Below are 23,849 nucleotides of genomic sequence, written 5' to 3'. Positions count from 1 at the left end.
CGATGAAACCGTTTGTTCAACGCCTACTCTCCATTTTAAAACCTTACCTACGATGGTTTATTGTGGGGCTGGCGTTGTTTTTTCTGGCGAAAGCTTTCAAAGATCATTGGCAGGAGGTGCTGGCGATCCGCATCAGTGGGTGGGGATGGATGAGTTTGGCGATCGCCCTTCTGATTACGATCGCCGCTCATATTTGGTCAGGCTGGATCTGGGGCTGGATTTTAGCTGAGTTTAACCAACCGGTTAAAGCTCTTTGGAGCATTCAAACCTATCTGATCACTAATATTGGTAAATATTTGCCCGGTAACGTCTGGCATTTCTATGGTCGCATTCGAGCCGCTCAAAGTGTGGGTGTTCCAAGGGCGATCGCCATCCTCAGCACCCTAATGGAACCCTTACTCATGGCAGCTTCAGCCCTGATCTTAGCCGCAGGTGCGAGTCCCCAAAGCCGAGGACTGCTGCAAGGAGTAACTTTAGTCATCGTCCTGATAGGCGTTCATCCTCGGATATTGAATCCTATCCTCACTTTTCTCTCGAAAAAGAAAGCAAAAGGAGACCTAGCAGCCCAGGAGCAACCCTCAGCCGAGTTAAAGCGCTATCCTTTAAAACCCTTACTCGGTGAAATGGGATTTCTCTTGATTCGAGGACTAGGATTTTTATTTGCCCTGGCAGCCCTATCGACCATAGAAATGGCGCAAGTTCCCCAACTTTTGAGTGCCTTTAGCTTTGCCTGGTTACTCGGCTTAGTCATTCCTGGCGCACCCGGAGGACTGGGAGTCTTTGAAGCCACAGCGATCGCCCTCTTGGATGGAGTCTATCCACCTGCTATCATCCTCAGTGGAGTCGCCTTATATCGGGTCATTAGTGTATTAGCAGAGGCGATCGGCGCTCTACTTGCCTGGCTTTATAAACAGTTTAGTCTCAAGAACCCCTAATCCTATGAATGCTTCCCCAACTCTGCCTACCGTTGAAACCACTCCTAAGCCCGAAATTTCCGTGATCGCTCCCATTTACAACGAAGTAGAAAGCCTGCCGCTATTGGTAGAGGCGATCGCCAAAATACTCCCCCAAACCCAACACACCTACGAACTCATCTGCGTTGATGATGGCTCCAGCGACGGCTCCACAGAACTCTTAACCGAACTCGCCCACAAAACCCCCCATCTCAAAGCCATTATTCTCCGCCGAAACTACGGTCAAACTCCAGCCATGGCCGCCGGATTTCAATACGCCCAAGGTAATATCTTCATTACCCTTGATGCCGATCTTCAAAACGACCCCGCCGACATTCCCCTCCTCCTAGAAACCATCGAACAAGGCTACGATCTCGTCAGTGGTTGGCGCAAACAACGCCAAGATGATGCAGTCACTAGGCTCCTACCCTCTAAAATCGCCAACTGGATCATCGGCAAAGTCACAGGAGTCCAGCTCCATGACTACGGATGCTCCCTCAAAGCCTATCGCGCCGAAGTCGTCGCCGACATGAACCTTTATGGAGAACTCCACCGCTTCTTACCCGCCTTAGCCTTTATCGAAGGAGCCAGAATCACTGAAATTCCAGTACGCCACCATGCTCGGCAGTATGGTAAAAGCAAATATGGCCTAGGACGCACCTTCCGAGTCCTAATGGATCTCCTAACCGTTTGGTTTATGAAGAAATTCCTCACCCGGCCCATGCATATCTTTGGCTCCATGGGCCTACTCTCCCTCTTTCTCGGATTTCTGTTGGGAATCTACCTCACCATCCTCAAGTTCGGTTTTGGCGAAGACATAGGCGGCCGTCCCCTACTCATTTTAGTCGTAGTCCTTCTCTTAACTGGGATACAGCTATTTTGCTTTGGTCTGCTCGGAGAACTCCTCATGCGAACCTACCATGAATCTCAAAAACGCCCCATCTATAGAGTTCGATCCATTATTCACCAGTAGCAATCATTCTTTAGGACTTATCCCATAACTTTCCGTATCTTCCCAGTCTCCTCATGCCCATCAATGGGGGATTTTCGTCTGATATTTATTTTTCTGTCCTCACTTATACGGATCATTTCCAACGATATGGGGCTATCTAGGCCTCAGATCAGTATTTTTCCTGAATAGCTACTTAAGTACACTCATAAGCCACCAGACTTCTACATCGGAACTTCAAATCAAAAATCCCCAATCTCTCTGATGCGAAGACCTATACCAGGGGACTATTGTAGAGGAAAGCAAAGAAAAGAGTATACAAACTTAATCAACTCACACAGTTCTAGGAAACACAATACCATGACCTCTCAATCCTTATCTCAAATCACTAAAAGAGTTAGTACCGTAGCGGCAGGAGTTACCACTTCCGCTCTAGTTGCAGGAATGTTCGCTCCCTCAGCCTCTGCTAATCCTTTGGCATTTGAAGGTGAGTTTGACACCGGCTTTGGCTGCATAGAAACATGCCTGAGTATGCCTGTTGGATTTATTCAAAGCGTTACTGCTCTACCTTGGGAAGATGCAGAAACTGGGGAAGTTCAGTTAAGCCGCTTATTCTTGGATTCCTTGGACACTCGCAATACCTACACCAATGGAGAAGAAACGGTCAAGTTTGCTAATGGTGACCGAGGAACGAATCATGAAGGATACTGGTTCCGCCCAGTGGCTCCTGCGGAAGAAGGAGGAATGCTTGAAGTTGGTACCTTTGAATTTGTCTTCACCAGAACTCTGGATAAATTAACCATCGATTTCTTCGATTCTGAACGTCAGAACCAAACTGGGGTACTTGCTGTCAATGGCGATACCAGTCAGGAAAGATTACTCAATGACGCTGCTGGTGATGCACGAGGCAACTCCAGCATGAACACTCTGGAATTCTTCAATGTAAACTCCATTGTTCTCAAGTTGGGTATGGACTATGCTAACAGCTCAGGTGACGGAGTGAACTTCCGAATGAGAGAGTTGAATCAAGTCATTGAAGATGTTCCTGAACCCTCTAGTGTTCTTGGTCTAGGTTTGTTAGCTGGAATGACTGCCTTCGGATTACGCAAACGCCAGGCTAAATAGAGATATCTTGAGTTATCTCAATCTGACTCAACACGATCCTCTCAGAAAGTAGCTTAATCAATTCTTAAACAATCCCCTTGTTACTCCTCTAACAAGGGGATTGTTGTTCATTTATGACACAGAAGAATTGCGATAGTGCCGATTAGCACTCATGGCTATATAGTCAGAGTTTTTGACTTCATTAGCCACTACCCCTAAGAGTCTAGCATGAGAGATAGTTAATTCTTCTAAGGATTTTTTTACCAGTGATTGGTCCGTTTTCGCAAGGCGGACAACTAAAATCACACCATCAACCCGTGCTGCCACGAGATGTCCATCCGCTAAACCCACTAAAGGTGGAGTGTCATAGATAACTAAATCAAAAAAGCCTTGTAACTGTCCCATCAAATACTGCATTTTTTGTGATGATAACAGTTTAATGGGATCGGGAACACTTTGTCCTGCACTAAGAAAGAAAAGATTTTCTTCTAGGGTCGATTGTTGGATGACTTCATTTAAACTGATATAGTTGGCAATTGTATCACTGAGTCCGGCTTGATTCTCTAAACCCAGTGCTTGATGAAGTTGAGGCAACCTTAAATCTGCATCAACTAATAATACTCGCTTTCCCATTGCTGCTGCTGTTTGAGCTAAATGCATAGAAACTGTAGATTTTCCATCATCTGTGCTAGGAGAACTGACTACTAAGGAACGAATGGGCTGATTCTTACCCATCAGAGTAATATTAGTGTAGAGTGAACGAAACGATTCTAAAAAAGAAGCACTGTATTCTGGCTGGATGACTAGAGGCATAAGGTCAGAAGTAGAGCCACTGGTAAAATAACGGCGAGTTTGTTTCGTTTTCAGTTTTTTCAAGCTAGGTGCTAAGGGAATAACACCTAACACATTCAGCTTGGTAAAAGACTTAACATCTTCAGGGGTATGAAAAACAGGGATTAAAACCTCGACTAAGAAACCGACACCAACACTTAAAAGGGTACTCACAACCATTAACACAGCCAACTTCTTGCGAGTTTCTTCAACGGCCATAGAAACCGGCTTTCCTTGTGCATTACTAATGACTTTTGGTGGATCAATAATTTGCCAAGGAATTTGAATTTGAGCTTCATCAATTTCTAAAGATTCTAACTTAGATAAAAGATCTTTATAATGTTCTATTGCAAAATCTAGTTCTCTGTGAAGTTCATCATATTGTCGAGTTGCTAAAGGCCAAACTTCTATTTTCTCGTTCAAGCGATTTTCCGCATAAATCAATGCTTGTGATTTCGCCTCTAATGCTTGCACTTCATTCTCAACCTGAAAAACAACTGCCTGAGCTTGCTCACGCAATCTTAAATTCAATTCTAATTTCTGTTCTCTTAACATTTGCATAGGGATACTATTTTCACTGAATTGACTAGAAAAAGTAGCAATATCAGACTGTACCTGTTGGTAATTTTTGAGGATAGTTTGATAAGTATTAGGAGAGTTGCTTAGAATGAAAACGTAGTCACCATTATTAAATTGTCTTTTTATCGTCTCATAAAGAACATTTTTTTCTCTTAATTGGCCTTCTACATTAACTCGTTCTATTTCTAATCCTCTCTGTCTAATTGAAAGCTGCTGACTTTGAGATATTGGCTCAATTATATCATATTTTTCACGGAGTAATTGAATTCTGTCTTGCAATAAATTCACTCTATTTTTTTGTTCAGGAAGCTCTGATTTAATAAATTCAATTCCCTGCTGAATACTAGCTTTCCTTTCTCGAATACTATAATCAATATAACCTTCAGATAGAATGTCTAAAATAAATTCTATTTTTTCTGGATCTGAACTTCGATAACCAACTCGGATTAATGATGTCCCTTCGGTTTTAGCATCTTTTTCATAAGTTACTCTTGTTGTTGATAAATTTCCCAGCAAACCATTATAAGTCATATTGGGATATTTATTATTTATTTTTTTGAGTAGTGGATCGACAACTTGAGGGCTACTTAATACTCGAATCAAGCTCTCATAATCAACCAAGCTAATATTAAATCTTCCTTGTTGAACAACATCTTCTGTCTCCTGTGAAAGCAAGGATAAACGAGCGACTCTAGATTCAGCCGTAACCGGTTCAACTAACAGACGAAAAGAACCTTGATAAACCGGAATAACTTGACGAGACTCCTTAACAATCAAAATCCCTGCTAATACAGTTACACCGAATGCTACAACTGCCATAATTGGAAGACGGCGACGAAAAACTGCTAGTACCCAATTAAAGTTCAGATCTGAACTTTCTTGATCTTCCCTATCTTGGGAAATTAAACCATTCATCTTATCCTGTGTTTTTTGGGGATTGTAACCATTCTTGTATTCTTGTTGACTAAAATTCATTGTAATTGTCCTTAAGATTTCAATTCTAATTTCTTTATCGATTGTTGATATACCCTAATATTTCTAGTAAATTTGCTATGTCTCTTATAGGTTCACCTAAACTTAAAACTTGATCGACTGTACTGACAAAATCAATAAATCTTCCTAACCCTGAACGACTGAGGATAATAACATCACCATCTTGCAATGGCGGATTAGTATCATAATTTAGATTAGCAGAAAGATCGATAAATATTTGACGTTTAGATACAGTTCCATCACGATTAACACGAACTAAATCAACTGAACTCTGTCGAACTCTCCGATTAATAAATCCATCTGCTGCCAGCAAAGCTTGATTCATAGGTGTATTTAATGGAAGTCTTATTTCTCGTGTTACTCCAGTTAAGTTTCTAGGTCTTTCTCCAATAATAAAAATTCGTATATTTTCAGGGGATAAACTACTTTGACCAATTGTAACCACTTCCTCAAAATCAATAGCATCAACAGTTGGAATAATAATAGTATCTCCATCTTGGAGAATTGTATTTTGGTGTAAATCTTGTCCTTGAACAAAATCCCACAAGTTAACATTAAAAGTAATCAGTGTTCCTGTTTGAGTTGGTCGGTGAATTTCAATATGGCGTAGATCGGCAGCTTGCGTAATGCCCCCTGCACTACGAATAGCCCAACTGACTGTTGGCAATCCACCTGTCCTCAGTTCTGATCTCGACTCTCCCCCAATGATGACATATTCTCCTGGTGTCGTAACTTCTCCAATAATTGTAATATTTCGGGGTGTATCAACAGGCGTAGCAAAACTCAGACTTGCCAATTGAGGAATGTATGAAAGATTGATATTGTTCACTGTAGGCACAAACACTAAATCACCATCTTGCAGTACCAGTGACTCCATATGGCCACCTGTTTCTAGCAGTTGTAGAAGATTGATGGGAATAACTTGTTTTTGGTTACCAGGAAGGGATCTGTGAATTTGAATTGCATGGAGATTAGCACTTAAAGTTGTTCCTCCGGCTGCTGTAAGAACTTCTGGTATAGTAGGGTAGCGCAATCTCGGTTGCGCTCCTCCACCAATGCCAAGATCGACAGGATAGACACCCGGATGATTAATTTCTCCAGTTATAGTAATCGTTACTGGTCTGACTTGGGTAAGTGTGACACTGACGAAAGGACGCTTGAGAATTCCAGTATACTGGGTCGTAATTTCTTCCTGAAGTTCTTGTTGAGTCAAGTTCAGGACTGAAATAGGTTCAATCCAGGGTAGATGTACAATACCATTAGGGGTAATCAAGTATTCTCCGCCGTATTCAGGGAATCCTAAAATATCAATGCGGATGTGATCGCCAACTCCTAACCGATAAGCACTTGTATGAGAGCCTGGTTCTATAGGTAGTTGAGATTGATCTGTTTGAACTTTCGACGAGTGTTGTTCTTGAGCTACTGATGAGTATGGCAAGATAAGAAAGGTGATTAATGTCAGGATAGTCATACCTTTGTTCAATATCCAATATGCCATGCTGGTTATCCTGGAATAAAGCGTTTTCTATCTGACATGATAGCTTACATCTAAAAAATCTTAAACTCTACATGAAAGAAATTATACTCGATCCATTGATCTTAATGCCCATTTTGAGTTGTTTTGCGGTTTACTTTGTTCTAATTTTTTACTGGAGTGAATCATCGTTTTTTAGGAAAAATGCTGCATTTTTTTTTACATTTATGTTTATTATCACACTATGTGATTTTGAAATTTATCCAGTTTCCCTACTTCAACCTGCACAATTACTGAATCAAAACTTAGGGCCAATACAACTAGCGATCAATATTTTTTATTATTCAACCTCTGTTATTTTATTAAGGTTTTGGTTTCAAAAACTTTTTCAAAGTTTACGCCTCCTCTTTAATAACTTTTTTTTGGGATTTTTTATCATCTTATCCTTAGTTTCTATTTTATGGTCAGATACCCCAATTTATGCTTTAAAATATGCATTAGTCGTGTTACAAGTAACTGTAGTTGCTGCTCAAGTTTGCCAAAAATACTCTTGGACAGAAATCATTAGCATTTTAAGATGGAGTACAACTGCTATATCTGTATTAAGTGCTTTTTATGCTTTAACTCAACCTGCTATCGGTGTAGTTGGTAAAGGCTGGAAAGGAGTGATGGGTCATCCGAATCGATTAGGAGTCGTTTTAGCCTTAAATATTACACTATGGTTATTTCATGGAATTCATTACCCCAAGCAACGTTGGATAGCTGCTTTTTTTGCTCTCTTTTCACTCTATGTTAGACAAAATACTAACTCTACAACAAGTTTTATTGTAATTGTTCTGTTACTCATGTTATTGGGATCTTTAAGAATTTTAAAGACACTTCCTTACAAAGCTGCATTTGCAGGGGTTTTAATGTTTATGCTAATTGGCAGTTGTATAGGCTTCCTTGTCGTAGAAAATTGGAACGATCTTTTAATATCTTTGGACAAAGATCCAACATTAACTGGAAGAACTATTGTTTGGCCACAAATGATAGAGCGGGGGTTTCAACGGCCCTTCTTAGGTTATGGCAGCCATAGTTTCTGGCAAGACTGGCGTGGCGAAGATAATCCGGCACATGGGATTGTATCAAATAACGGATGGGTTCCGCCTCATGCTCATAATGGTTTTTTAGAACTGTTTTTAGAGTTTGGCTTGGTGGGATTAATTCTATTTTTATTTTCTTTTATCATGACCCTTTCTATCTGCATAAAGTATATGATTAGTAGCTCATCTCCTGAGTCTTTAGTGCCTCCTCTAATTTTAACGTGGATGCTGATTCCCAATATTACAGTCAGCAGCTTGTTTCAACCGAAGCTAATTTGGTTTATTTATATCTTAATTAATTGTCGAATAAGTTATGATTTATCAAAAGGCTCTAATGATTATAATTAAAAAATAACTTATGTCAAAATATCTTTTTCTTGAAACTTCGTAAGTAATTGCGAGGAACAGAAATAAATTGAACTATGTCCCCATATATTCTATTGTAAGACTGAAATTTATTTAAGTTTTTTTGAAATGAAGATTCTTCCTCAATTATCTGTTGTACAATTTTTTCTTTGACAAATTCATAGAGTTGGATATCTAAGTCATTGAATTGAGTGATCGCACAACGGCACTCCTCACTAATTTCATGCTTTTCAACTCGCCCATGAGAAACATTTTGTTTGACATAATAACAGTTTTTCCAATTCATTTTTTCCTTCATCATTAATATTGATTCATCAAATTTTTCCTGAATACCAATAGCAGCAAAATTTTTATCAATATTATCTTTTGCTTGTTCTAATAATTCAGGATAACACTCTCCGAACTTAACTTCTTTGTAACCAGGAAATTGGCCAACAGATATTCCAGATAGGCGGCGAGTTTGACCATTATCCATATCGGTGAATAAACCGTCACAAACAAAATCTTGAAGGCTAATGTTTTTGGAGGTAACATACTCATAGAGGTGGTGACTGGGAGAGCGAAGAACATAATAATAGGTAGATATGGCTCGATCAATTGGATGCCGAAGTATAGTAATATATGTAGCTGGTTTTCCTATGGACTCATGCAGACCAAAGTTCATATGTCCTTTAACAACTTTTATCCTATTTTTATCTAAAAGAGACCACTTTTTGAATTCATCAATATGTTTTTGAGGATTCACACCATGAATTGTAAATACTTCATCAGAAGAATATTGTCTTTCTATAATTTTATGTAATGTGCTACCTGCTGTCTTGGGAATATGCAGAAAAAATAACACGCTTTCAGAAGTGTGTTCTAGAGTTTTGTTAGTCATCTTTGAAACATGGGATACAATGAACTGTCTTTCATTGTAGTCGAAATCATTCATGATTGGCAAACATATTAAGTTTTTTAAAGTTAAAGCGATCTGGCCTAATAAATAGTTTTAGAAATAAAAAATACCGATAGACGGATTATATTGATTTCCTCCCGATTAGAATCAAACAGAGCATCTGATAGTTCAAATTCAAGAGCTATGTTAAGATTATAGATTATTAATTGGCACGAATCTAATCACAATTACAGATTTCAAAGAAATAATGAACTTAAAACAACAAACCATTAAAGGGGTTATATGGTCAGCAATTGAAAAATTGGGCAACCAATTCGTATCATTTATTGTATTTTTTGCTTTAGCTCGTTTACTAGAGCCTGAATCTTTTGGTCTAATTGCATTAGCGGATGTTTTTTTAGCATTTATGCAAGTTTTTACTGACCAAGGTTTTACTCAAGCCATTGTACAATGTAAAAATCTCGATCCCGAACATCTTGATACCGCTTTTTGGATTAATTTAGGCATTAGTACTAGCCTTACAGGAATGAGTCTTGTTGGTGCTGATTGGATTGCCTCTAGTTTCCAACAGCCGGATATAGCACCGATTATTCGTTGGTTATCTATAGCCTTTATGTTATCAGCTCTTAACAGTATTCAGCAGGCAATTTTTACTCGTAATTTTTTGTTTAAAGAGTTATCTTTACGAGCTATAGTTGCTCAATTAGCGGGTGGAGTTGTGGGTGTTATCATGGCCATTACGGGCTGGGGAGTATGGAGTTTAGTGGGGCAACGATTAGTCAATCAAGTGGTTGGAGTTTTAGTATTATGGTGGGTCAGTGATTGGAAACCTGGATTGAAAGTTTCTCAGCGTCACTTTCAAGAGCTATTTAGTTTTGGAGTGAATATTTTAGGGGTTAAAGTTCTAGGATTTTTTAATAAACGAGCAGATGATTTTTTGATCGGGTATTTTTTGGGGCCAGTGACTTTAGGATATTATGCAATCGCCTATCGTCTGTTGCGTACCCTAACTATTCTTATCACAACGATGACCCAGGTAGCCCTTCCTGCTTTCTCCAAGCTTCAAGGAGAACCCGAAAAGCTGCGTCAAGGCTTCTACAAAGCGACCCAGTTTACAGCTCTCATTTCTTTTCCCCTATTTTGTGGACTGTCTAGTTTAGCACCAGAACTCATACCTGTTATGTTTGGTTCCCAATGGACTGCAAGTATACCCGTCATGCAAATTTTAATGCTTATTGGTATTGTTCATGCTTTAGGCAGTATCAACACTAATATTATCCTAGCTCTGGGAAAACCAGACTGGGCGTTAAGAGTCAATATTCTCAATGCCGTGACTAATGTTACTGCGTTTATGCTTGTTATTCCATGGGGAATTGTTGCTGTTGCAACCGCTTTTGTGGTTCGTGGCTATCTCATTCCGTTACCGACTTTTATTGGGATGGTCAAAAAGTTACTCAATATCGATATTAAAATTTACTTTAACCAACTGATGGCTCCATTGATTGCTACAGGAATTATGGTTAGTCTGATTCTGGTCACTAAAGCGATCCTAGATCCGTATTTGAATTTATATTGGATTTTAGCGATTTGTTTAATTACTGCATCTATTTCGTATGTGCTGGCTATACGAATACTATTTCCAGATTTATTTGCACAAATTTTAGATCTGACTCGCTCTAGAAAATCGAATTGAATAGAGCTTTGATCTATAACACTGCTCTGGTTAATCTAGATTGAATATGATAAAATTGAACCATTAATACTGTATTCAGAAGGAGACAAGGATTATGTCAACAACCAACTATCTTAACAAAGTTATTCTCTGGCCCTATCGTAAAATTGCCCTCAATTACCGAAAACTGAGAAATCGTTTTTATCCCACAGAAAAATTATGGGAAAAATCCCAAGGCAGTGAAGTGGACTTTTGGGATGAATATATAGCAACTCAGGGACTGGGAAAATTCCAGGATAAATACAAGCAAAAACTCGATCCTAACTTGCATCTACAACCGGAAATTGCCAAATGTTTAGATACCCTGGAGCAGAAGGGAGAAGAGTTTACAATTCTGGATGTTGGAGCTGGCCCGTTCACGCCACTGGGGAAAGTTTATAAGGATCAAAAACTGAAGATTACAGCGATCGATCCTTTGGCTCGTGAGTATGATGTTATTCTCAACAAATACAATATTACTCCACCAGTAAGAACTGAGTTTGGGGTTGGAGAAAAACTGCTAGATTTATTTTCTGCGGAAAGCTTTGATATCACTTACTCTAGAAATGCTTTAGACCATAGCTATGATCCCTTAACGGTGGTCAAAAATATGTTTTCTGTTGCCAATAAAAATGGTTTTGTGGTTCTAATGCATCACAAAAATGAAGCTGAACAAGAGCAATATCAAGGTTTACATCAATGGAATTTTGATGAGCAAGATGGCAATTTTGTGATCTGGAATCAATCAGCGAAACATAATGTTACTGAAATTTTCAGTTCCGAGGCAGAAGTCCAGTGTTATTATGATGGAAATTGGGTCGTAGCTACGATTAAAAAACTCTAGTTAAATTCCAATTCTTGCTATTACGGAATTATGGCAGTAATGAGGAGTGATCTTATGGATTTTTACCCTACTCGATCTATTTTTTTGGGAGGTTGCCCCCGTTCGGGAACGACTCTTTTACAGAGTCTCTTGGGGGGGCACCCAAAAATTGCTTCATTTCCTGAATCTCATTTGTTCCAAAATCTGCGGATTCGATATCTCAGTCGCTTACTGGGTTTAGCCTCAATTAAAGGAAAAAAACAAATTAACTGGTTTTTAGACGAAATTGGGCAGCCGGAATTTCAATCTAAACTCTCACCTGTTCCTCTGTTTATCCATGAATATGTTTCTGTATTTACAGAAGCGCTTAATAAGGCGACTGAAGCACAAGGTAAATCAGTGTGGCTGGAAAAGTCTCCAGAACATATTCGTTATATTCAGCTTTTTGAGCATTTAATTCCCCAGAGTAAATTCATTCATTTGGTTCGCAATGGCGGAGATGTGGTGGCTTCTCTTTATGATGTTTCTCACAATCACCAACGTAGAGATATTTGGGGAGAGCCTTGGACGATTGATAAATGTGTGAAAACTTGGATTGAGTCGGTGCAGTTTTCTAGCGATCATTTACATAAGCCTAACCATATTTTGATCGGTTATGAAAAACTAGTTGCCGATCCGGAGAAGGTCTTAACTCAACTGTGTAATTTTCTGGGTTTAGAGTTTGATGCGGTGATGCTGACTGCCTATAGTGAAACGGCTCAGAAAGTGGTACGGCCAGATGAGACTTGGAAAGCATCTGTGGGCGCTCCGATTAAGAGTGCAAATGGGAAAAAGTTCTATGAGTTGTTTAACCAAGAGCAACAAGATTATATCCTGGAAAAACTATCGAGGATTAATTTAGAGAATTTAGAGACTAAAAATAATCATGCTTAATGTCTAAGAGCTTTTAGAGTCAAGGGCAATCTTCCGAAAGGTTTTGGGGGAATGAAAGACGATCGCCTGATTTCCCCATTCCCGAATGACTTTGCGAGCCACTCGCCGTCCGACTGAGGGTAGGGTGGCAATGATTTGCAGGTATCTTAATCCTTGGCGATACAGGGATGGATCGAGGAGCTGCCGTTCATAACAGCGTTGCCATATCTGAAAGGCTTGAGTCTTATCGCCATCATCAATCCAAGTATCTGAGAGCCAAAAGTAGCATTTTCTAAGCAGTTTTTCTCGTTTGGGAGTCAGTAATTGGGCTGAGGCTAACCGATCTTGGGTGAGTTGTAATAGTTTTTCCCGACATTCTAAATATTTTCCAGCTTTGGATTGGGAGCCAATGGTATCGGCATGGGGCATTCGCCAATAACAGTCTGGGGGAGAAAAATATTGATATTGCAAGTTGAGGATTAAGGCGCGTAGGTGCTGATCCCAATCTTGTCCTGTGATTAAGGTTTCATCCCAAGATCCTAATTTTTCTAGAGCTGTTTTGCGCCAAATGGGACTGGTGGTTTGCCAGGGTACGTCGTTGGCTAAGAAGCGATCGAGGTCATTTTCTGGGGTTGGTGCATTCCATAATAGGGGAGTATCTCCAGGGCGATCGCGAAATAAAATACAGCCGAACACGCCAAAATCGAGTTCTGGGTGTTGTTCCATGTGCTGAAAACGGTTTTCTAGGGCACTGGGAGCTAAACAGTCATCGGAATCGAGGAAGATGATATAGTCTCCTTGGGCAAGTTCAACGCCTTGGTTGCGACAAGCGGGTGCGCCACGGTGGAGGAGATCGCGCTTAACATAATGAATACGCTGATCTTGTGCTGCAATACCCGTTACATATTGTTCTGTCCCATCCGTAGATCCATCATCTACAACCCAGACTTCCCAATGGGCAAAGGTTTGTGCTTGCACTGAATCTAACGTTTGCGTTAACAAGCGTTGGCGATTGAATGTGGGAATAATAATAGAAATATTGGAATTTTTGCTCATATTAAGTTGACCTTTATTTTACTTAAAAATAAAATAGAATCGCAGCCAGACAGTATAGTATAATAGTCTAGATTGTATCAATCTTTAGTTTAAGATGTATGAAAAAACAAATCAAGCAAGCCTTTAGACGCTTAGGACTGGAACTCGAACTCCACAAATTCTCTCCAGATATTTCCCAAGTTGCCCGACTCAAACGTTTGCTAGATTACCATCAAATTGATTTGATTTTCGATGTCGGAGCCAATATTGGTCAATATGCACGTTATTTACGAGAAATTAGCTATGGTGGAAAAATCGTGTCCTTTGAACCCCTAGCTCAGTGCCACTCGAAATTACAATCACTGAGTCAATCCGATCCCCTCTGGGAAATTGCCCCTCAAGGTGCTCTGGGCGATCGGAATGGGGAAATCGAGATTAACGTTTCCGCCAATACCCTCAGTAGTTCCGTGTTGGGAATGCTTGATAACCATGTGGAAGCGGCTCCAGAATCGGCGTATATCAACCAAGAAAAGGTTGCTTTGAGGACATTAGATAGCCTGGCAGCCAATTATTTAACCCAAGATATTCAAGCAGCATTTCTCAAGTTAGATGTACAAGGATTTGAAATGCAAGTTCTAGCCGGAGCCACAGCAACTTTATCTCGAATTAAAGCCATTCAATTGGAATTATCTTTGATTCCTTTGTACGAAGGACAAATTCTATTGCGAGAGACGTTAGATAAGCTAGAAGAAATGGGTTATGAATTACATCAAATCAGTCCCGATTTTACGGATACAAAAACCGGCAGAATGCTACAAGTCGATGGTATTTTTATCAGAAAATGAAAATTACACTCCTTAGTCGCGGCGATAGTGGAGCGGGAGGATATGTGGCCGTTTATCGCTTATATCAAGGTCTAAAACGGGTGGAAGATCGGACTACTTTGTTGGTGGGAAGTGCGAAAAAAAGTGATACGACCTCCTTAAACACTTCGCCCTTTGATAAAGTCTTCTCCCAATTAGGGCCTACCTTAGATAAACTACCGTTGAAACGGTATACCGATCGCCCATCGACTTTATTTTCTACCCAATGGGTTCCCGATAGAATTGTAGCTAAACTCAAGCGGATCGAGCCAGATATCGTTAATGTCCATTGGATCAGCCAAGGATTTATGCAAATTGGAACCTTAGCAAAACTTCCCTATCCTCTGGTGTGGACAAGTCATGATATGTGGGGGTTTACGGGAGGATGTCACTATACGCAAGAGTGCGATCGCTATATCCAACAGTGCGGCAAATGTCCACAACTCAAGAGTAGCAAAGAACAGGACTTATCCCGTTGGATTTGGCAGCGAAAAAAACGAGCCTGGAGTGCGATTCCTCTGACGTTGATTACTCCCAGTCACTGGTTAGCAGACTGCATGAAAAAAAGTAGCTTATTTCAGGATAAGCGCATTGAAGTGATTGCTAATGGGTTAGATACAACGGTTTATAAACCCTGCGATCGCGTCAGCGATGCGGAGCATTATCGCGGCTATGCTAGAGATCGCTTAAACTTACCTCAAGATAAACATCTCGTTTTGTTTGGAGCAGTCAACGCCACCAGCGATACCCGCAAAGGCTTTCACTTACTGCAACCCGCCTTACAGCACCTGAGCCAATGCCATCAGCAGGATAATATTGAACTGGTCATTTTTGGCGCATCTCGTCCTCAGGAGGAACCTGCTTTAGGATTTAAAACCCATTATTTAGGTAAATTTCAAGACGATCTCGCTCTAAGTCTGATTTATGCAGCCGTAGATCTGTTTGTTGCACCCTCCATTCAAGATAATCTACCCAATACCATTCTGGAATCCCTCGCTTGTGGAACTCCAGCAGTTGCGTTTAATATTGGGGGAATGCCAGATATGATCGAGCATCAGCAGAATGGCTATTTAGCCCAAGCCTTTGAGATTAAAGATCTTGCTCAGGGGATTCGCTGGGTTTTAGAAGACAAAGAGCGCTATCAGAATTTGTGCGATCGCGCTTGTCAGAAAGTCGAACAAGAATTCACCTTAGAAATCCAAGCTGACAATTATCTTAATCTGTTTGCAGAAATTATCGACAATTACCACAAAGAATATCGATAGGGGTCATCTCCCAACTCGAAATCCGTTCGATAGTCAGGATGATAAAACTCGTTGGCGACTGGTTCCGATAAATGCACTCGTTTAGGCGGTTTTTGTAGATTAGCAAATAGTTCGCCATCTACCCGAAAACTGGCCCCTAGATTGGCTAAAATTTGGCTCATTGCCCTCGTGTATCGCCAGCGTGTGTAGCGAAAATAGGTGAAGCGATCTGCATTTAAGCTTTGAGGATCGAGTTGACAAAAAATGGCGACCCCTGGGCCAATTTGCACTCGACTCAATAACCCATCACTGCTGATTTCACCACCAGACGTAATTAAATTCGCGGAATAGTCGGTGCGCGATCGCAAATCCGATGCACTTAAGCCCCCTGTTTCTCCCCAAGAGGGAACCGCTAAAGACCCGGAAAACTGGGGTTGATTAGCAATTTTCAGATCTAAAATTCTCGGTGACTGGGGCGTTCTCGATAAGAAAAACAGCCGTCCCCCTTGCTGTAAATACTCGCGAATGGCTGCATTCTCTAAACTCACTTGCGAGCCAATAATCGCTAAATCCACATCTGAGGTTAACTGATTTGACCGTTGATAAATTACCCCCAACTGGTCTAATTGTTGCACTTCTGCATCACTACCGATAAAAACCACCCCTTGTGCTTTAGCAGACAGGGGAGCCTCAGCAGCATAGGCGATCGCCCGATCTAACAACGTGCGAGCGGCTGGATCGGACTTAACCCCATCCTCAAAATCCAGAGTTGTTAAAATCACACGACCTCGACCATAATCCAACTCGATCAAGGGGCTATACGCTAAATCAAACTCAGACTCTAAAATCGGTCGCCAAGAACTGCGATGGGGTTTTTCAATCGCTGCACTACTAACTACACCCTGATTCCCCCAATGCCAACCATACCAAGGCAATTCACGAGGGGGGCTGCGTTTAATCTCGGTCTTTGTTGTATCGGGATACGCTTCAACTAGGGTACTCTCCCCTCTCCAGTCCCGCAAATCCATACTATCCAACCCTTGCAGTATGGGATGATTGTCCTGAACCGGAAACACGCGACGACTGAGATGGGGAGCGACACGGAACCCCAGAGTGCCGTGAATCCATTGAGGATTTTGAGTAAATATCATCACTCTCCCCCCGTTCTCAACCAAGGATTCTAACTGGGCTAATTGTCCTTTAAGCGTGCGATTTCCCCATCCTGATTTAGTGGATAAGGCTTCTCTGGCGATCGCCACTAAGCTAGAAGTCGGGGAACCGTCCCAAGGCGTTACCCGATACCCCAACCCTATCAACATCTGTGTGGTTTTTCCCACCGGATCGATAATAGCGATCTCCGGTAAATTCTGCTCAGAAGACCCAGAAAATACCCGAAACTCAAATCGGTCTTGATGGCGACTATTCCCCACGTGAGCTTGCAGCGTAATAACTCCATCCACCTTCTGAGCAACCCTCGGTAAAGTCACCTCAATCGGGAAAAACAGTGTTTTTGCGGAGGCGATTTTTCCTTGATTTTCCCCACTTTCGACCACTGTGTTACCCACCTGAATTTCCCATTCAAAAGAAAAGAATTTAGACTCACGAGTATCATTAATCAGTACCACTTGCTTCTTTAGAACCCCCTCCCCTTCATAACTATGATCTTTAGAGGCAAAATTACCGGATTCTCCAGAAATCCAGGCTAAAGTTGGGCCATTATTTTCTATAATTGCTTCACCTCCGGGATGAATTTTAAAACCAGGAGGTTGAAAATAACTTTGGAAATATTGGGGAATCTTGTCTAGGGAAACTCCGCGATCTCCCGATTCAAAATCCCCCAAAGAAACCCTTTCGTCTCCCTCTTCAGAAATTTGCCACCCATGACCATCATGCCAAGGAATCATTCCCCCAGTCATTCCCCACGTGCGCCAACTTCGCCAAGTGTGGGCACTAAATAAAGATTGCAGCTCCTGAAACGCTGGCGCAAAATCTAATTCTGGGTTAAAGTGCCAACTCTCATAAACCTGATCTTGGACAAATTTTTCCCGAATTTGAGAACGATAAGCAGAAGTTTCCAACTCATAGGCTTTCTTACCCAAATAAATTGCACTATATTCCGTCATTAACGGTTCAAACGTTGATCCATTCAATAATCCATATTTGCCGCGCATCATCGCCCCATGTAAAGGAGTCCCAAACTCCACCACCATGTAAGGCATTTCCCCTTCTTTAACCCAATTAGAAATCCATTCTTCCCGCTCTTGTAGAGGGATTAAATTCAGATAAGAATTAAGGGCATACACATCCCCGATCGCACCACCATTATGAATCAAAACCGGCCGAGTGCGATCGTAATCCTTAATCGTTTCCACCACTTCTTCACCAATGAGTTTGCGCTCTCTCCATCGTCTATCCCATTTTTGACCCAGCGTTCCTTGAACCTTGCGTTTTCCGAGTCTTCGAGGATTTTGATCGTCCCCTTTAGGGGCAAAAAAATTAGGACTATTCGCCCACATCAAAATAGAAGGGTGATTACGATATCGGCGTAATTCATTCACCATCCTAGATTCCCAGAGTGTTTTACCTTCTGGTTTACGCCACCTAACAGCATAACCACTAATCCCTGCATCTAAAGCGGGGATCATAATCGGAAATCCCTTCAAATCAGCTTGCTCCGAGAACAATTCCCGGAAATGCCATCGCCCCTGTTCACCATGATTCCAGGGCCAAATTTCAGCGATATTAAACCCAGCCCATTGATATCCCTCAATCATCCGATCCATAACTTCAGGAATACCGACAGCCCAACCTTGCCAATTATCATTATGATAAACAGGACGCAGGCGTATTTCTGTCCCATTTAAGTAGAAATTTTTCCCCTCAATCCAAAATTCTCGAAAGCCAAAGGATTGATCGTAAGTATCTTCAATTCCTGCTCCTTTCATTTTTAGCCGTAAAGTGTATAAATTGGGTTTTTCCACATCCCACAATCGAGGATTTTGCCAATCCCAGACTAAATTTAGGGTTTGAACAGCTTTTGCTGTAATATTCTTTTTTGCCACAAATTCCCGTTCAACTTGACCTTGTTCATCAAGCATTATTGCTGTGATCTCTACTGAACCTGGTTGGGTAATATCAGTCAGTTCAACGTCTACTTGTACCTGCTGCTGACGAGTTGAAGGTTGTACAAAAACATCGCTGATAAATGCACCTTGGGGAATACTCAGTAACCGAACCTCTCCAATTAATCCACGAGAGGCTAAACGAGTTTCTTCCTCAGAATTATTTTTAGCTTCTGGGTTTGCCTTGACGAAAAGGGTTAAATTATTTTCTTCTCCCGAATTAACCAATGAAGTGATATCCACAGCACCATAGGGCCAATTCACTTCACCACAAGCTTGCTGATTCACATATAATTTCGCGTCTGTACTCACTCGTTCTAAACTAACAAGAATTCTGCGTCCTTCCCACTGCTGGGGAATATGAATCGAGTGTTGATACCAAGCCCGATCTAATGTTTTGCCATCATACCCTTCCCATATCGCTCCAGTGCCACGAGAAAGAACCCCGGGGACTGATTTAGCATTTTCTCGTCTCCAGTCCCCAGGGACGCGAATTTTGCCCCAATTACTTTGAGGGGGAGTGGTAGTAGAGGCGATCGCTGGTTGAAAATCCCAAACCCCATTCAGGTAGAGTTGAGAGCGATCGCCATTTTCGGGAACTTCAGTCAGTGCTGGATAACTGGTAACCTGGACAGCTCTACAAGCAGATAGGTTGTTGGGTTGCGAAGGATAACCCCAATGACCCATACAGCTCAAGGTAATCCAGGTCATCAAAAATAGACCTAAGAATTGCAGTAATTTTTTCAACGGAGATAATCACCAACAACAAAAGTAGGTAAAGGGGAGTGATGAACAGAGTTTAATCTAACGTAATGAGATGCAGTAATTTTTGTCAATACTCAAAAGATGAGAATTAGTTTTAGCGATCGCCAAGAAAAATTCTCATCTTTATCTATTCAGGCATCTTCAGGTTGAGGCAGACCACAGGAGAGATCAAGCCATTAATTCTCCAGATGGGACATCAACTACCGCGATCGATCGCTGATCCACTTGAATTTTAATCGTGTGGGCTAACCTCAATTGGATGACCGGCTCACGAATCAAAGCATAGACCTTAGCGATCGCCTCTGCGATCTCTCGATTCAAACAGCGAATATGTAACACCCCCCACCGTCTAAACACCTGACATCGAGACAAAGGTAGCAAAGACCTTAATTCTCCTTGATTTTCCCGATAAAAATCCCAAATCAACCGCGTGAGTTGTGAAGGTCGTTTCATAGCCTTAAGTCCTTACGTGCAATGGGCCCAATCCTTTGTTCGTGTAAATTCCTTACTTCTTCCATTGAACCCCAACCTTCTTAGAGGCGGTGTATTCCTGAAAAAATATTTAATAATTCATCGATAAAACCGTCACGATTCTTGACATTGATACCGCCCCTTGCGACGGAATAGGGAATTGGTCCTTTATCCCCATTCCCCATCTTCCTATCCGACCTTAGCCTGTTTATCCGATACCTTATCTGGTTTCGATTCAGTGGGGACTACATCTAATATCTTTCCTGGTTGTCCTTTCGTCAGTGGGATTTCTTCTACTTCCGGTAAGCGCTCTACGGATAATCGAGTTGCCTGAGAAGCACCTGACAAACGCTTTAACAAAACAGGTCTTGGATCGTGGAGCAAATAAATAATCCGATCGCCACTGCGCCATTCTTCCGAAGCCGGCATCACTTCTAGGCGGCTATCCCTAGAGAGTAAAATAGGAACCAACTCTCCAGCGCGAATTAGGGCTTGCAAATGGGCCTGTTGAAACCCTAGTCCTTCGGACTTCAGCGTGGTTACCCCCAACTTTACCTTACCCTCGTCCACATACTGATTCCAAACCTTAATCGGTAAATCTGGGCTAAACGCCTGGGCAATCTTCTGGGGACTAGCAGAATGTTGTTGTCCTTGGGAATCACGGGGAAAAACGGCATATACCCTGGGTGGATCAAACTCTTCTACTGCCCGTTGCGCTAAGACAAAATTGACCTCACCATTATTCGTCATGGCCAAAAATGTCCCCATCGAAGCCAATCCCGCTTCTTCCAAAACGGCGGTATTTAAAGCACTACTCACAAATACCCGCAGTCCTTCCGCTTCCGCTTGACGGCACGCTTCCGTGTTTGTATCGATCAGAACTACGGATTCTCCTTGTTCCTCAAACAAGCGAGCCATTAATCGACTCAAGGGGCTAATCCCTACAATGACTGCTCCTGTGGCTTTTGTTGAGGTGATGTGTAGCCAGTTAGCGAACCATCCTGCCGTTAGACCTTGACATAACACGGTCATAATAATGGTTAAAAACACCAAGGCTTTAATGGAATCTCCCCCGTTAATACCCCGTTGAGTCAATAAAATCGAAAATAAGGACGCAACAGAGGCAGAAACAATCCCTCTGGGGCCGATCCAACCTAAAAATAACTTTTGTCGCCAATTCAGATCGCTTGTCCAGGTACAGACCCAAATATTCAGGGGACGGATGACGAACATTAACATCAAGACAGTCCAGACACTGCCCCAACCCAAGGCGAAAATACTGGCGATCGATAAATCTGCGGCTAATAAAATAAATAAGACCGAAACCGCCAACATCGTCAGTTGGCCCTTAAAGCGTCGTAATAAGCGCTCCTCCGGTAGCGAAGACCCCCGCAGCACAATCCCAGAGACAACGGTAGCCATTAATCCAGCCTCTGAGCGGATGGTTTGGGCAATACCAAACAAGCCTAACAACCCTGCCAAAACCACTAAATTTTTTAAGTCTTCCGATAAAAACTTACTGCGCTTGAGAAACCAACCCAGTCCCCAGCCCCCCAAAGCACCGATCGCCCCACCAATACCTAGGCGCAGTAACAATCCGCTGATAATGGAGATTGGATCGGCATCTCCATTGAGGATAATATCCAAAACCACCACCGCCAAAATCGCCCCCACCGGATCGATTAAGACCCCTTCTCCTTCTAGGAGTGTAGCGACAGGTCGCTGGACTTTCACATGCTTGAGTAAAGGAGAAATCACAGTCGGCCCCGTCACGACCACTAACGAGGCATATAGAAAGGCAATTCCCCAAGGAAACTCGCCCAAATAATGGGCACAGATCCCCCCACCCACCAAAGTAATTAATGTGCCAATCGTCACTAAATTCCGCAAACTTCCGGACACTTTTCCCAAATCTCGAAGCTCTAGATTCAGTCCTCCTTCAAACAAAATCAGAGCAACCGAGAGCGCTACAATCACTTCAATCCCAATGCCGAGTAGTTGAGGATCGATCAATCCCAATCCATCTGGCCCTAACAAAATACCAAAGGGCAATAGGAAAACGATCGCCGGTACGCGCAGAAAATCTGCCAGCACTTGGGCACTAATCCCGGCCATAACCGTGAGGATAATTAAGAGAGTGATTTGAAATGATCCTTCCATAAGCGAAATTGCGCTGGTTCAGCGTTATATGTTCATCTTAAACATTAATAGCCCGCTGGCGGAACCCACTCTTAATCAATAGAGCAAGACCCCCTAGGGACGTAGACTTTGATCGGGTTGGATACAAACTCTTGTTGGGAAATCATCACGGCTTAGAGGTAATCCTGGAGGCAATTGTGCTTTCGGATCGCGTCAGAGACAGATATAACCTAGCGTGTTCTCTTCACTTTGACCAGATCGGTTCCCTGGGCAGGTTTCTCCAATATTTTCAGGGGAAGACCCAGAATGGAGTAAGCCCGACCTGTTTGGAAGTTGCGAAATTTTAAGTTATGTTATTAGTAAGTTATTAAATTTTCATATTTCTCCAAAAACCGTCTTCTTTATTTAAACCCATTGGTTAAGCAGTTTAGTGATAAAACATTAGATCATCCTAGCTCTGACTCCCTCTTGAGTAAACGCTGGTGGAGCATCGTTGTCTTGGTTGTCGTGGTGCTGGGGCTTCTGGGCTTCGCTCTCCAGTACTTAGATCGGCCCGACCCCTACTTGAGGGAAGTATTGGCTTTGGAAGGAGATCGGGTTCAGGGCCATGCGATTTTCCAAATGAATTGCGCTGGATGCCATGGTTTGGAAGCCAATGGCCGAGTGGGACCGAGTTTGAAAGGAGTATCGGAACATCGGTCTAAGCGCCGTTTAATCGAACAAGTCATCACGGGTAGAACTCCACCAATGCCCCAGTTTCAGCCGAGTCCGGAAGTGATGGCAGATTTGTTGAGTTACTTAGAGTCTCTGTAGTAGGTAAGGCAAGAGGCAAAAGGCAATGGTGCGACTGGAATGATTTGAATCAAGTCCGTCGAACTACGTTACAATTAGTCCCTCAGCACTCATTGTTAATTATCCCCATGACCCCACCAGCAAAACGCACCATTTCCATGACTTATACCAAAGTCAACCAAAAGCAGCAACCCAAAGACTTGACCTACTGGCAAACACGCCATCCTACTGAGTGCCTGGCGACCCTCGAACAAATCCGTCAAGAATATAATCAATGGAAATACAATGCTCAACCCCGACTTCAGAGAGTTTATCGAATCATTAAACAGTAATGATGTGCGATATCTTATCGTTGGAGGCTATGCTGTTGCTGCTCACGGTTATCCTCGCTACACCAAAGATATTGATATTTGGATTGAAATGGAACTGGAAAACGCCCAGAAGCTTATTCAATCCTTAAGCGATTTCGGTTTTGGGTCACTCGGTCTAAAACCAGAAGATTTTCTGGAACCAGACCAAATCATCGAGTTGGGTGATCCGCCAAATCGCATTGATCTCCTGACAACCCCTGACGGTATTGATTTCAAAACCTGTTATCAAGAGCGGTTGGAGCTTGAGATTGATAGTATAACTGTCAAATTTATCGACCTAGAAAATCTGAAGAAAAATAAACGGGCCTCTGGGCGAACCCAAGATCTAGCAGATCTTGAAAATCTAAGCCTTGAATAAACCATTACCCA

General features: G+C 42.0%; 19 protein-coding genes. 12 read left to right on the top strand and 7 right to left on the bottom strand.

What is annotated here, in order from left to right:
- Positions 1-2: 2 nt before the first annotated feature.
- The 3 genes from J7529_RS06835 to J7529_RS06825 all read left to right on the top strand — a co-directional run bounded on the left by J7529_RS06835 (position 3) and on the right by J7529_RS06825 (position 3,027).
- Positions 3-935: a hypothetical protein gene (locus J7529_RS06835; RefSeq protein ID WP_318728364.1), complete on the top strand. Its 933-nt coding sequence runs from the start codon at positions 3-5 to the stop codon at positions 933-935.
- A gap of 4 nt (positions 936-939) precedes the next feature.
- The gene (locus tag J7529_RS06830; protein ID WP_318728363.1) at positions 940-1,926 is read left to right on the top strand and encodes a glycosyltransferase family 2 protein; all 987 of its coding nucleotides are present in this window, start codon (positions 940-942) and stop codon (positions 1,924-1,926) included.
- A gap of 336 nt (positions 1,927-2,262) precedes the next feature.
- A complete protein-coding gene (locus J7529_RS06825; RefSeq protein ID WP_318728362.1) occupies positions 2,263-3,027 on the top strand; it encodes an LEVG family PEP-CTERM protein in 765 nt (254 codons plus the stop codon).
- Positions 3,028-3,138: 111 nt separating this feature from the next.
- Here J7529_RS06825 and J7529_RS06820 read toward each other — a convergent pair whose 3' ends face one another.
- Both J7529_RS06820 and J7529_RS06815 read right to left on the bottom strand, forming a co-directional pair.
- Positions 3,139-5,391: a polysaccharide biosynthesis tyrosine autokinase gene (locus J7529_RS06820; RefSeq protein WP_318728361.1), complete on the bottom strand. Its 2,253-nt coding sequence runs from the start codon at positions 5,389-5,391 to the stop codon at positions 3,139-3,141.
- A 34-nt stretch (positions 5,392-5,425) separates the two neighbouring features.
- Positions 5,426-6,907: a polysaccharide biosynthesis/export family protein gene (locus J7529_RS06815; protein WP_318728360.1), complete on the bottom strand. Its 1,482-nt coding sequence runs from the start codon at positions 6,905-6,907 to the stop codon at positions 5,426-5,428.
- 71 nt (positions 6,908-6,978) lie between these two features.
- Between J7529_RS06815 and J7529_RS06810 the strand changes: the two genes are divergently transcribed.
- Positions 6,979-8,316 (top strand): O-antigen ligase family protein, encoded by a 1,338-nt coding sequence (locus J7529_RS06810; RefSeq protein ID WP_318728359.1) that lies wholly within the window; start codon positions 6,979-6,981, stop codon positions 8,314-8,316.
- 13 nt (positions 8,317-8,329) lie between these two features.
- Here the strand turns inward: J7529_RS06810 and J7529_RS06805 are convergent, their stop codons facing one another.
- The gene (locus tag J7529_RS06805; protein WP_318728358.1) at positions 8,330-9,214 is read right to left on the bottom strand and encodes a sulfotransferase family 2 domain-containing protein; all 885 of its coding nucleotides are present in this window, start codon (positions 9,212-9,214) and stop codon (positions 8,330-8,332) included.
- A 265-nt stretch (positions 9,215-9,479) separates the two neighbouring features.
- On the opposite strand from J7529_RS06805, the gene J7529_RS06800 reads away from it, so the two are divergent.
- The 3 genes from J7529_RS06800 to J7529_RS06790 all read left to right on the top strand — a co-directional run bounded on the left by J7529_RS06800 (position 9,480) and on the right by J7529_RS06790 (position 12,699).
- A complete protein-coding gene (locus J7529_RS06800) occupies positions 9,480-10,925 on the top strand; it encodes an MOP flippase family protein (RefSeq protein WP_318728357.1) in 1,446 nt (481 codons plus the stop codon).
- Positions 10,926-11,019: 94 nt separating this feature from the next.
- A complete protein-coding gene (locus J7529_RS06795; RefSeq protein WP_318728356.1) occupies positions 11,020-11,787 on the top strand; it encodes a methyltransferase domain-containing protein in 768 nt (255 codons plus the stop codon).
- A 30-nt stretch (positions 11,788-11,817) separates the two neighbouring features.
- On the top strand, positions 11,818-12,699 hold the full coding sequence (locus J7529_RS06790) for a sulfotransferase (protein ID WP_318728355.1): 882 nt from the start codon (positions 11,818-11,820) through the stop codon (positions 12,697-12,699).
- Positions 12,700-12,702: 3 nt separating this feature from the next.
- Here the strand turns inward: J7529_RS06790 and J7529_RS06785 are convergent, their stop codons facing one another.
- Positions 12,703-13,734: a glycosyltransferase family 2 protein gene (locus J7529_RS06785; protein ID WP_318728354.1), complete on the bottom strand. Its 1,032-nt coding sequence runs from the start codon at positions 13,732-13,734 to the stop codon at positions 12,703-12,705.
- A gap of 98 nt (positions 13,735-13,832) precedes the next feature.
- Between J7529_RS06785 and J7529_RS06780 the strand changes: the two genes are divergently transcribed.
- Positions 13,833-14,558 (top strand): FkbM family methyltransferase, encoded by a 726-nt coding sequence (locus tag J7529_RS06780; protein WP_318728353.1) that lies wholly within the window; start codon positions 13,833-13,835, stop codon positions 14,556-14,558.
- Positions 14,555-15,841, top strand: coding sequence for a glycosyltransferase family 4 protein (locus tag J7529_RS06775; protein WP_318728352.1), 1,287 nt, complete (start codon positions 14,555-14,557; stop codon positions 15,839-15,841). Before J7529_RS06780 ends, J7529_RS06775 begins: the two co-directional genes overlap by 4 nt.
- Here J7529_RS06775 and J7529_RS06770 read toward each other — a convergent pair.
- The 3 genes from J7529_RS06770 to J7529_RS06760 all read right to left on the bottom strand — a co-directional run bounded on the left by J7529_RS06770 (position 15,820) and on the right by J7529_RS06760 (position 22,338).
- On the bottom strand, positions 15,820-19,653 hold the full coding sequence (locus J7529_RS06770) for a sugar-binding domain-containing protein (protein ID WP_318728351.1): 3,834 nt from the start codon (positions 19,651-19,653) through the stop codon (positions 15,820-15,822). The two genes, J7529_RS06775 and J7529_RS06770, sit on opposite strands and share 22 nt — an antisense overlap.
- 222 nt (positions 19,654-19,875) lie before the next feature.
- Positions 19,876-20,160 carry a hypothetical protein gene (locus J7529_RS06765; protein WP_318728350.1) on the bottom strand — a complete coding sequence of 95 codons (285 nt, stop codon included), beginning with the start codon at positions 20,158-20,160 and terminating at the stop codon, positions 19,876-19,878.
- A 207-nt stretch (positions 20,161-20,367) separates the two neighbouring features.
- Complete coding sequence (locus J7529_RS06760; protein ID WP_318728349.1) at positions 20,368-22,338, bottom strand: cation:proton antiporter; 1,971 nt, start codon at positions 22,336-22,338, stop codon at positions 20,368-20,370.
- A 447-nt stretch (positions 22,339-22,785) separates the two neighbouring features.
- Between J7529_RS06760 and J7529_RS06755 the strand changes: the two genes are divergently transcribed.
- The 3 genes from J7529_RS06755 (at position 22,786) to J7529_RS06745 (ending at position 23,838) form a co-directional block, all read left to right on the top strand.
- Complete coding sequence (locus tag J7529_RS06755; RefSeq protein ID WP_278003187.1) at positions 22,786-23,130, top strand: c-type cytochrome; 345 nt, start codon at positions 22,786-22,788, stop codon at positions 23,128-23,130.
- A 107-nt stretch (positions 23,131-23,237) separates the two neighbouring features.
- A complete protein-coding gene (locus tag J7529_RS06750) occupies positions 23,238-23,441 on the top strand; it encodes a hypothetical protein (protein ID WP_271943898.1) in 204 nt (67 codons plus the stop codon).
- Positions 23,395-23,838 carry a DUF6036 family nucleotidyltransferase gene (locus tag J7529_RS06745; RefSeq protein WP_413038825.1) on the top strand — a complete coding sequence of 148 codons (444 nt, stop codon included), beginning with the start codon at positions 23,395-23,397 and terminating at the stop codon, positions 23,836-23,838. The genes J7529_RS06750 and J7529_RS06745 overlap by 47 nt, the downstream gene beginning before the upstream one ends.
- Positions 23,839-23,849: the final 11 nt, after the last annotated feature.

The sequence above is a fragment of the Roseofilum sp. Guam genome (genome assembly GCF_017746735.1).
Taxonomy (GTDB): domain Bacteria; phylum Cyanobacteriota; class Cyanobacteriia; order Cyanobacteriales; family Desertifilaceae; genus Roseofilum; species Roseofilum reptotaenium.
The sequence above is the reverse complement of the archived record's forward strand: the minus strand, read 5'-3'. Positions and strand labels throughout refer to the sequence as shown.

What these genes read in the sequence shown, in the direction of transcription:
- J7529_RS06835 (WP_318728364.1), top strand. Translation starts at nt 3, where the DNA reads ATGAAACCGTTTGTTCAACGCCTACTCTCCATTTTAAAACCTTACCTA.
- J7529_RS06830 (WP_318728363.1), top strand. Translation starts at nt 940, where the DNA reads ATGAATGCTTCCCCAACTCTGCCTACCGTTGAAACCACTCCTAAGCCC.
- J7529_RS06825 (WP_318728362.1), top strand. Translation starts at nt 2,263, where the DNA reads ATGACCTCTCAATCCTTATCTCAAATCACTAAAAGAGTTAGTACCGTA.
- J7529_RS06820 (WP_318728361.1), bottom strand. Translation starts at nt 5,391, where the DNA reads ATGAATTTTAGTCAACAAGAATACAAGAATGGTTACAATCCCCAAAAA.
- J7529_RS06815 (WP_318728360.1), bottom strand. Translation starts at nt 6,907, where the DNA reads ATGGCATATTGGATATTGAACAAAGGTATGACTATCCTGACATTAATC.
- J7529_RS06810 (WP_318728359.1), top strand. Translation starts at nt 6,979, where the DNA reads ATGAAAGAAATTATACTCGATCCATTGATCTTAATGCCCATTTTGAGT.
- J7529_RS06805 (WP_318728358.1), bottom strand. Translation starts at nt 9,214, where the DNA reads ATGACTAACAAAACTCTAGAACACACTTCTGAAAGCGTGTTATTTTTT.
- J7529_RS06800 (WP_318728357.1), top strand. Translation starts at nt 9,480, where the DNA reads ATGAACTTAAAACAACAAACCATTAAAGGGGTTATATGGTCAGCAATT.
- J7529_RS06795 (WP_318728356.1), top strand. Translation starts at nt 11,020, where the DNA reads ATGTCAACAACCAACTATCTTAACAAAGTTATTCTCTGGCCCTATCGT.
- J7529_RS06790 (WP_318728355.1), top strand. Translation starts at nt 11,818, where the DNA reads ATGGCAGTAATGAGGAGTGATCTTATGGATTTTTACCCTACTCGATCT.
- J7529_RS06785 (WP_318728354.1), bottom strand. Translation starts at nt 13,734, where the DNA reads ATGAGCAAAAATTCCAATATTTCTATTATTATTCCCACATTCAATCGC.
- J7529_RS06780 (WP_318728353.1), top strand. Translation starts at nt 13,833, where the DNA reads ATGAAAAAACAAATCAAGCAAGCCTTTAGACGCTTAGGACTGGAACTC.
- J7529_RS06775 (WP_318728352.1), top strand. Translation starts at nt 14,555, where the DNA reads ATGAAAATTACACTCCTTAGTCGCGGCGATAGTGGAGCGGGAGGATAT.
- J7529_RS06770 (WP_318728351.1), bottom strand. Translation starts at nt 19,653, where the DNA reads ATGACCTGGATTACCTTGAGCTGTATGGGTCATTGGGGTTATCCTTCG.
- J7529_RS06765 (WP_318728350.1), bottom strand. Translation starts at nt 20,160, where the DNA reads ATGAAACGACCTTCACAACTCACGCGGTTGATTTGGGATTTTTATCGG.
- J7529_RS06760 (WP_318728349.1), bottom strand. Translation starts at nt 22,338, where the DNA reads ATGGAAGGATCATTTCAAATCACTCTCTTAATTATCCTCACGGTTATG.
- J7529_RS06750 (WP_271943898.1), top strand. Translation starts at nt 23,238, where the DNA reads ATGACCCCACCAGCAAAACGCACCATTTCCATGACTTATACCAAAGTC.
- J7529_RS06745 (WP_413038825.1), top strand. Translation starts at nt 23,395, where the DNA reads ATGCTCAACCCCGACTTCAGAGAGTTTATCGAATCATTAAACAGTAAT.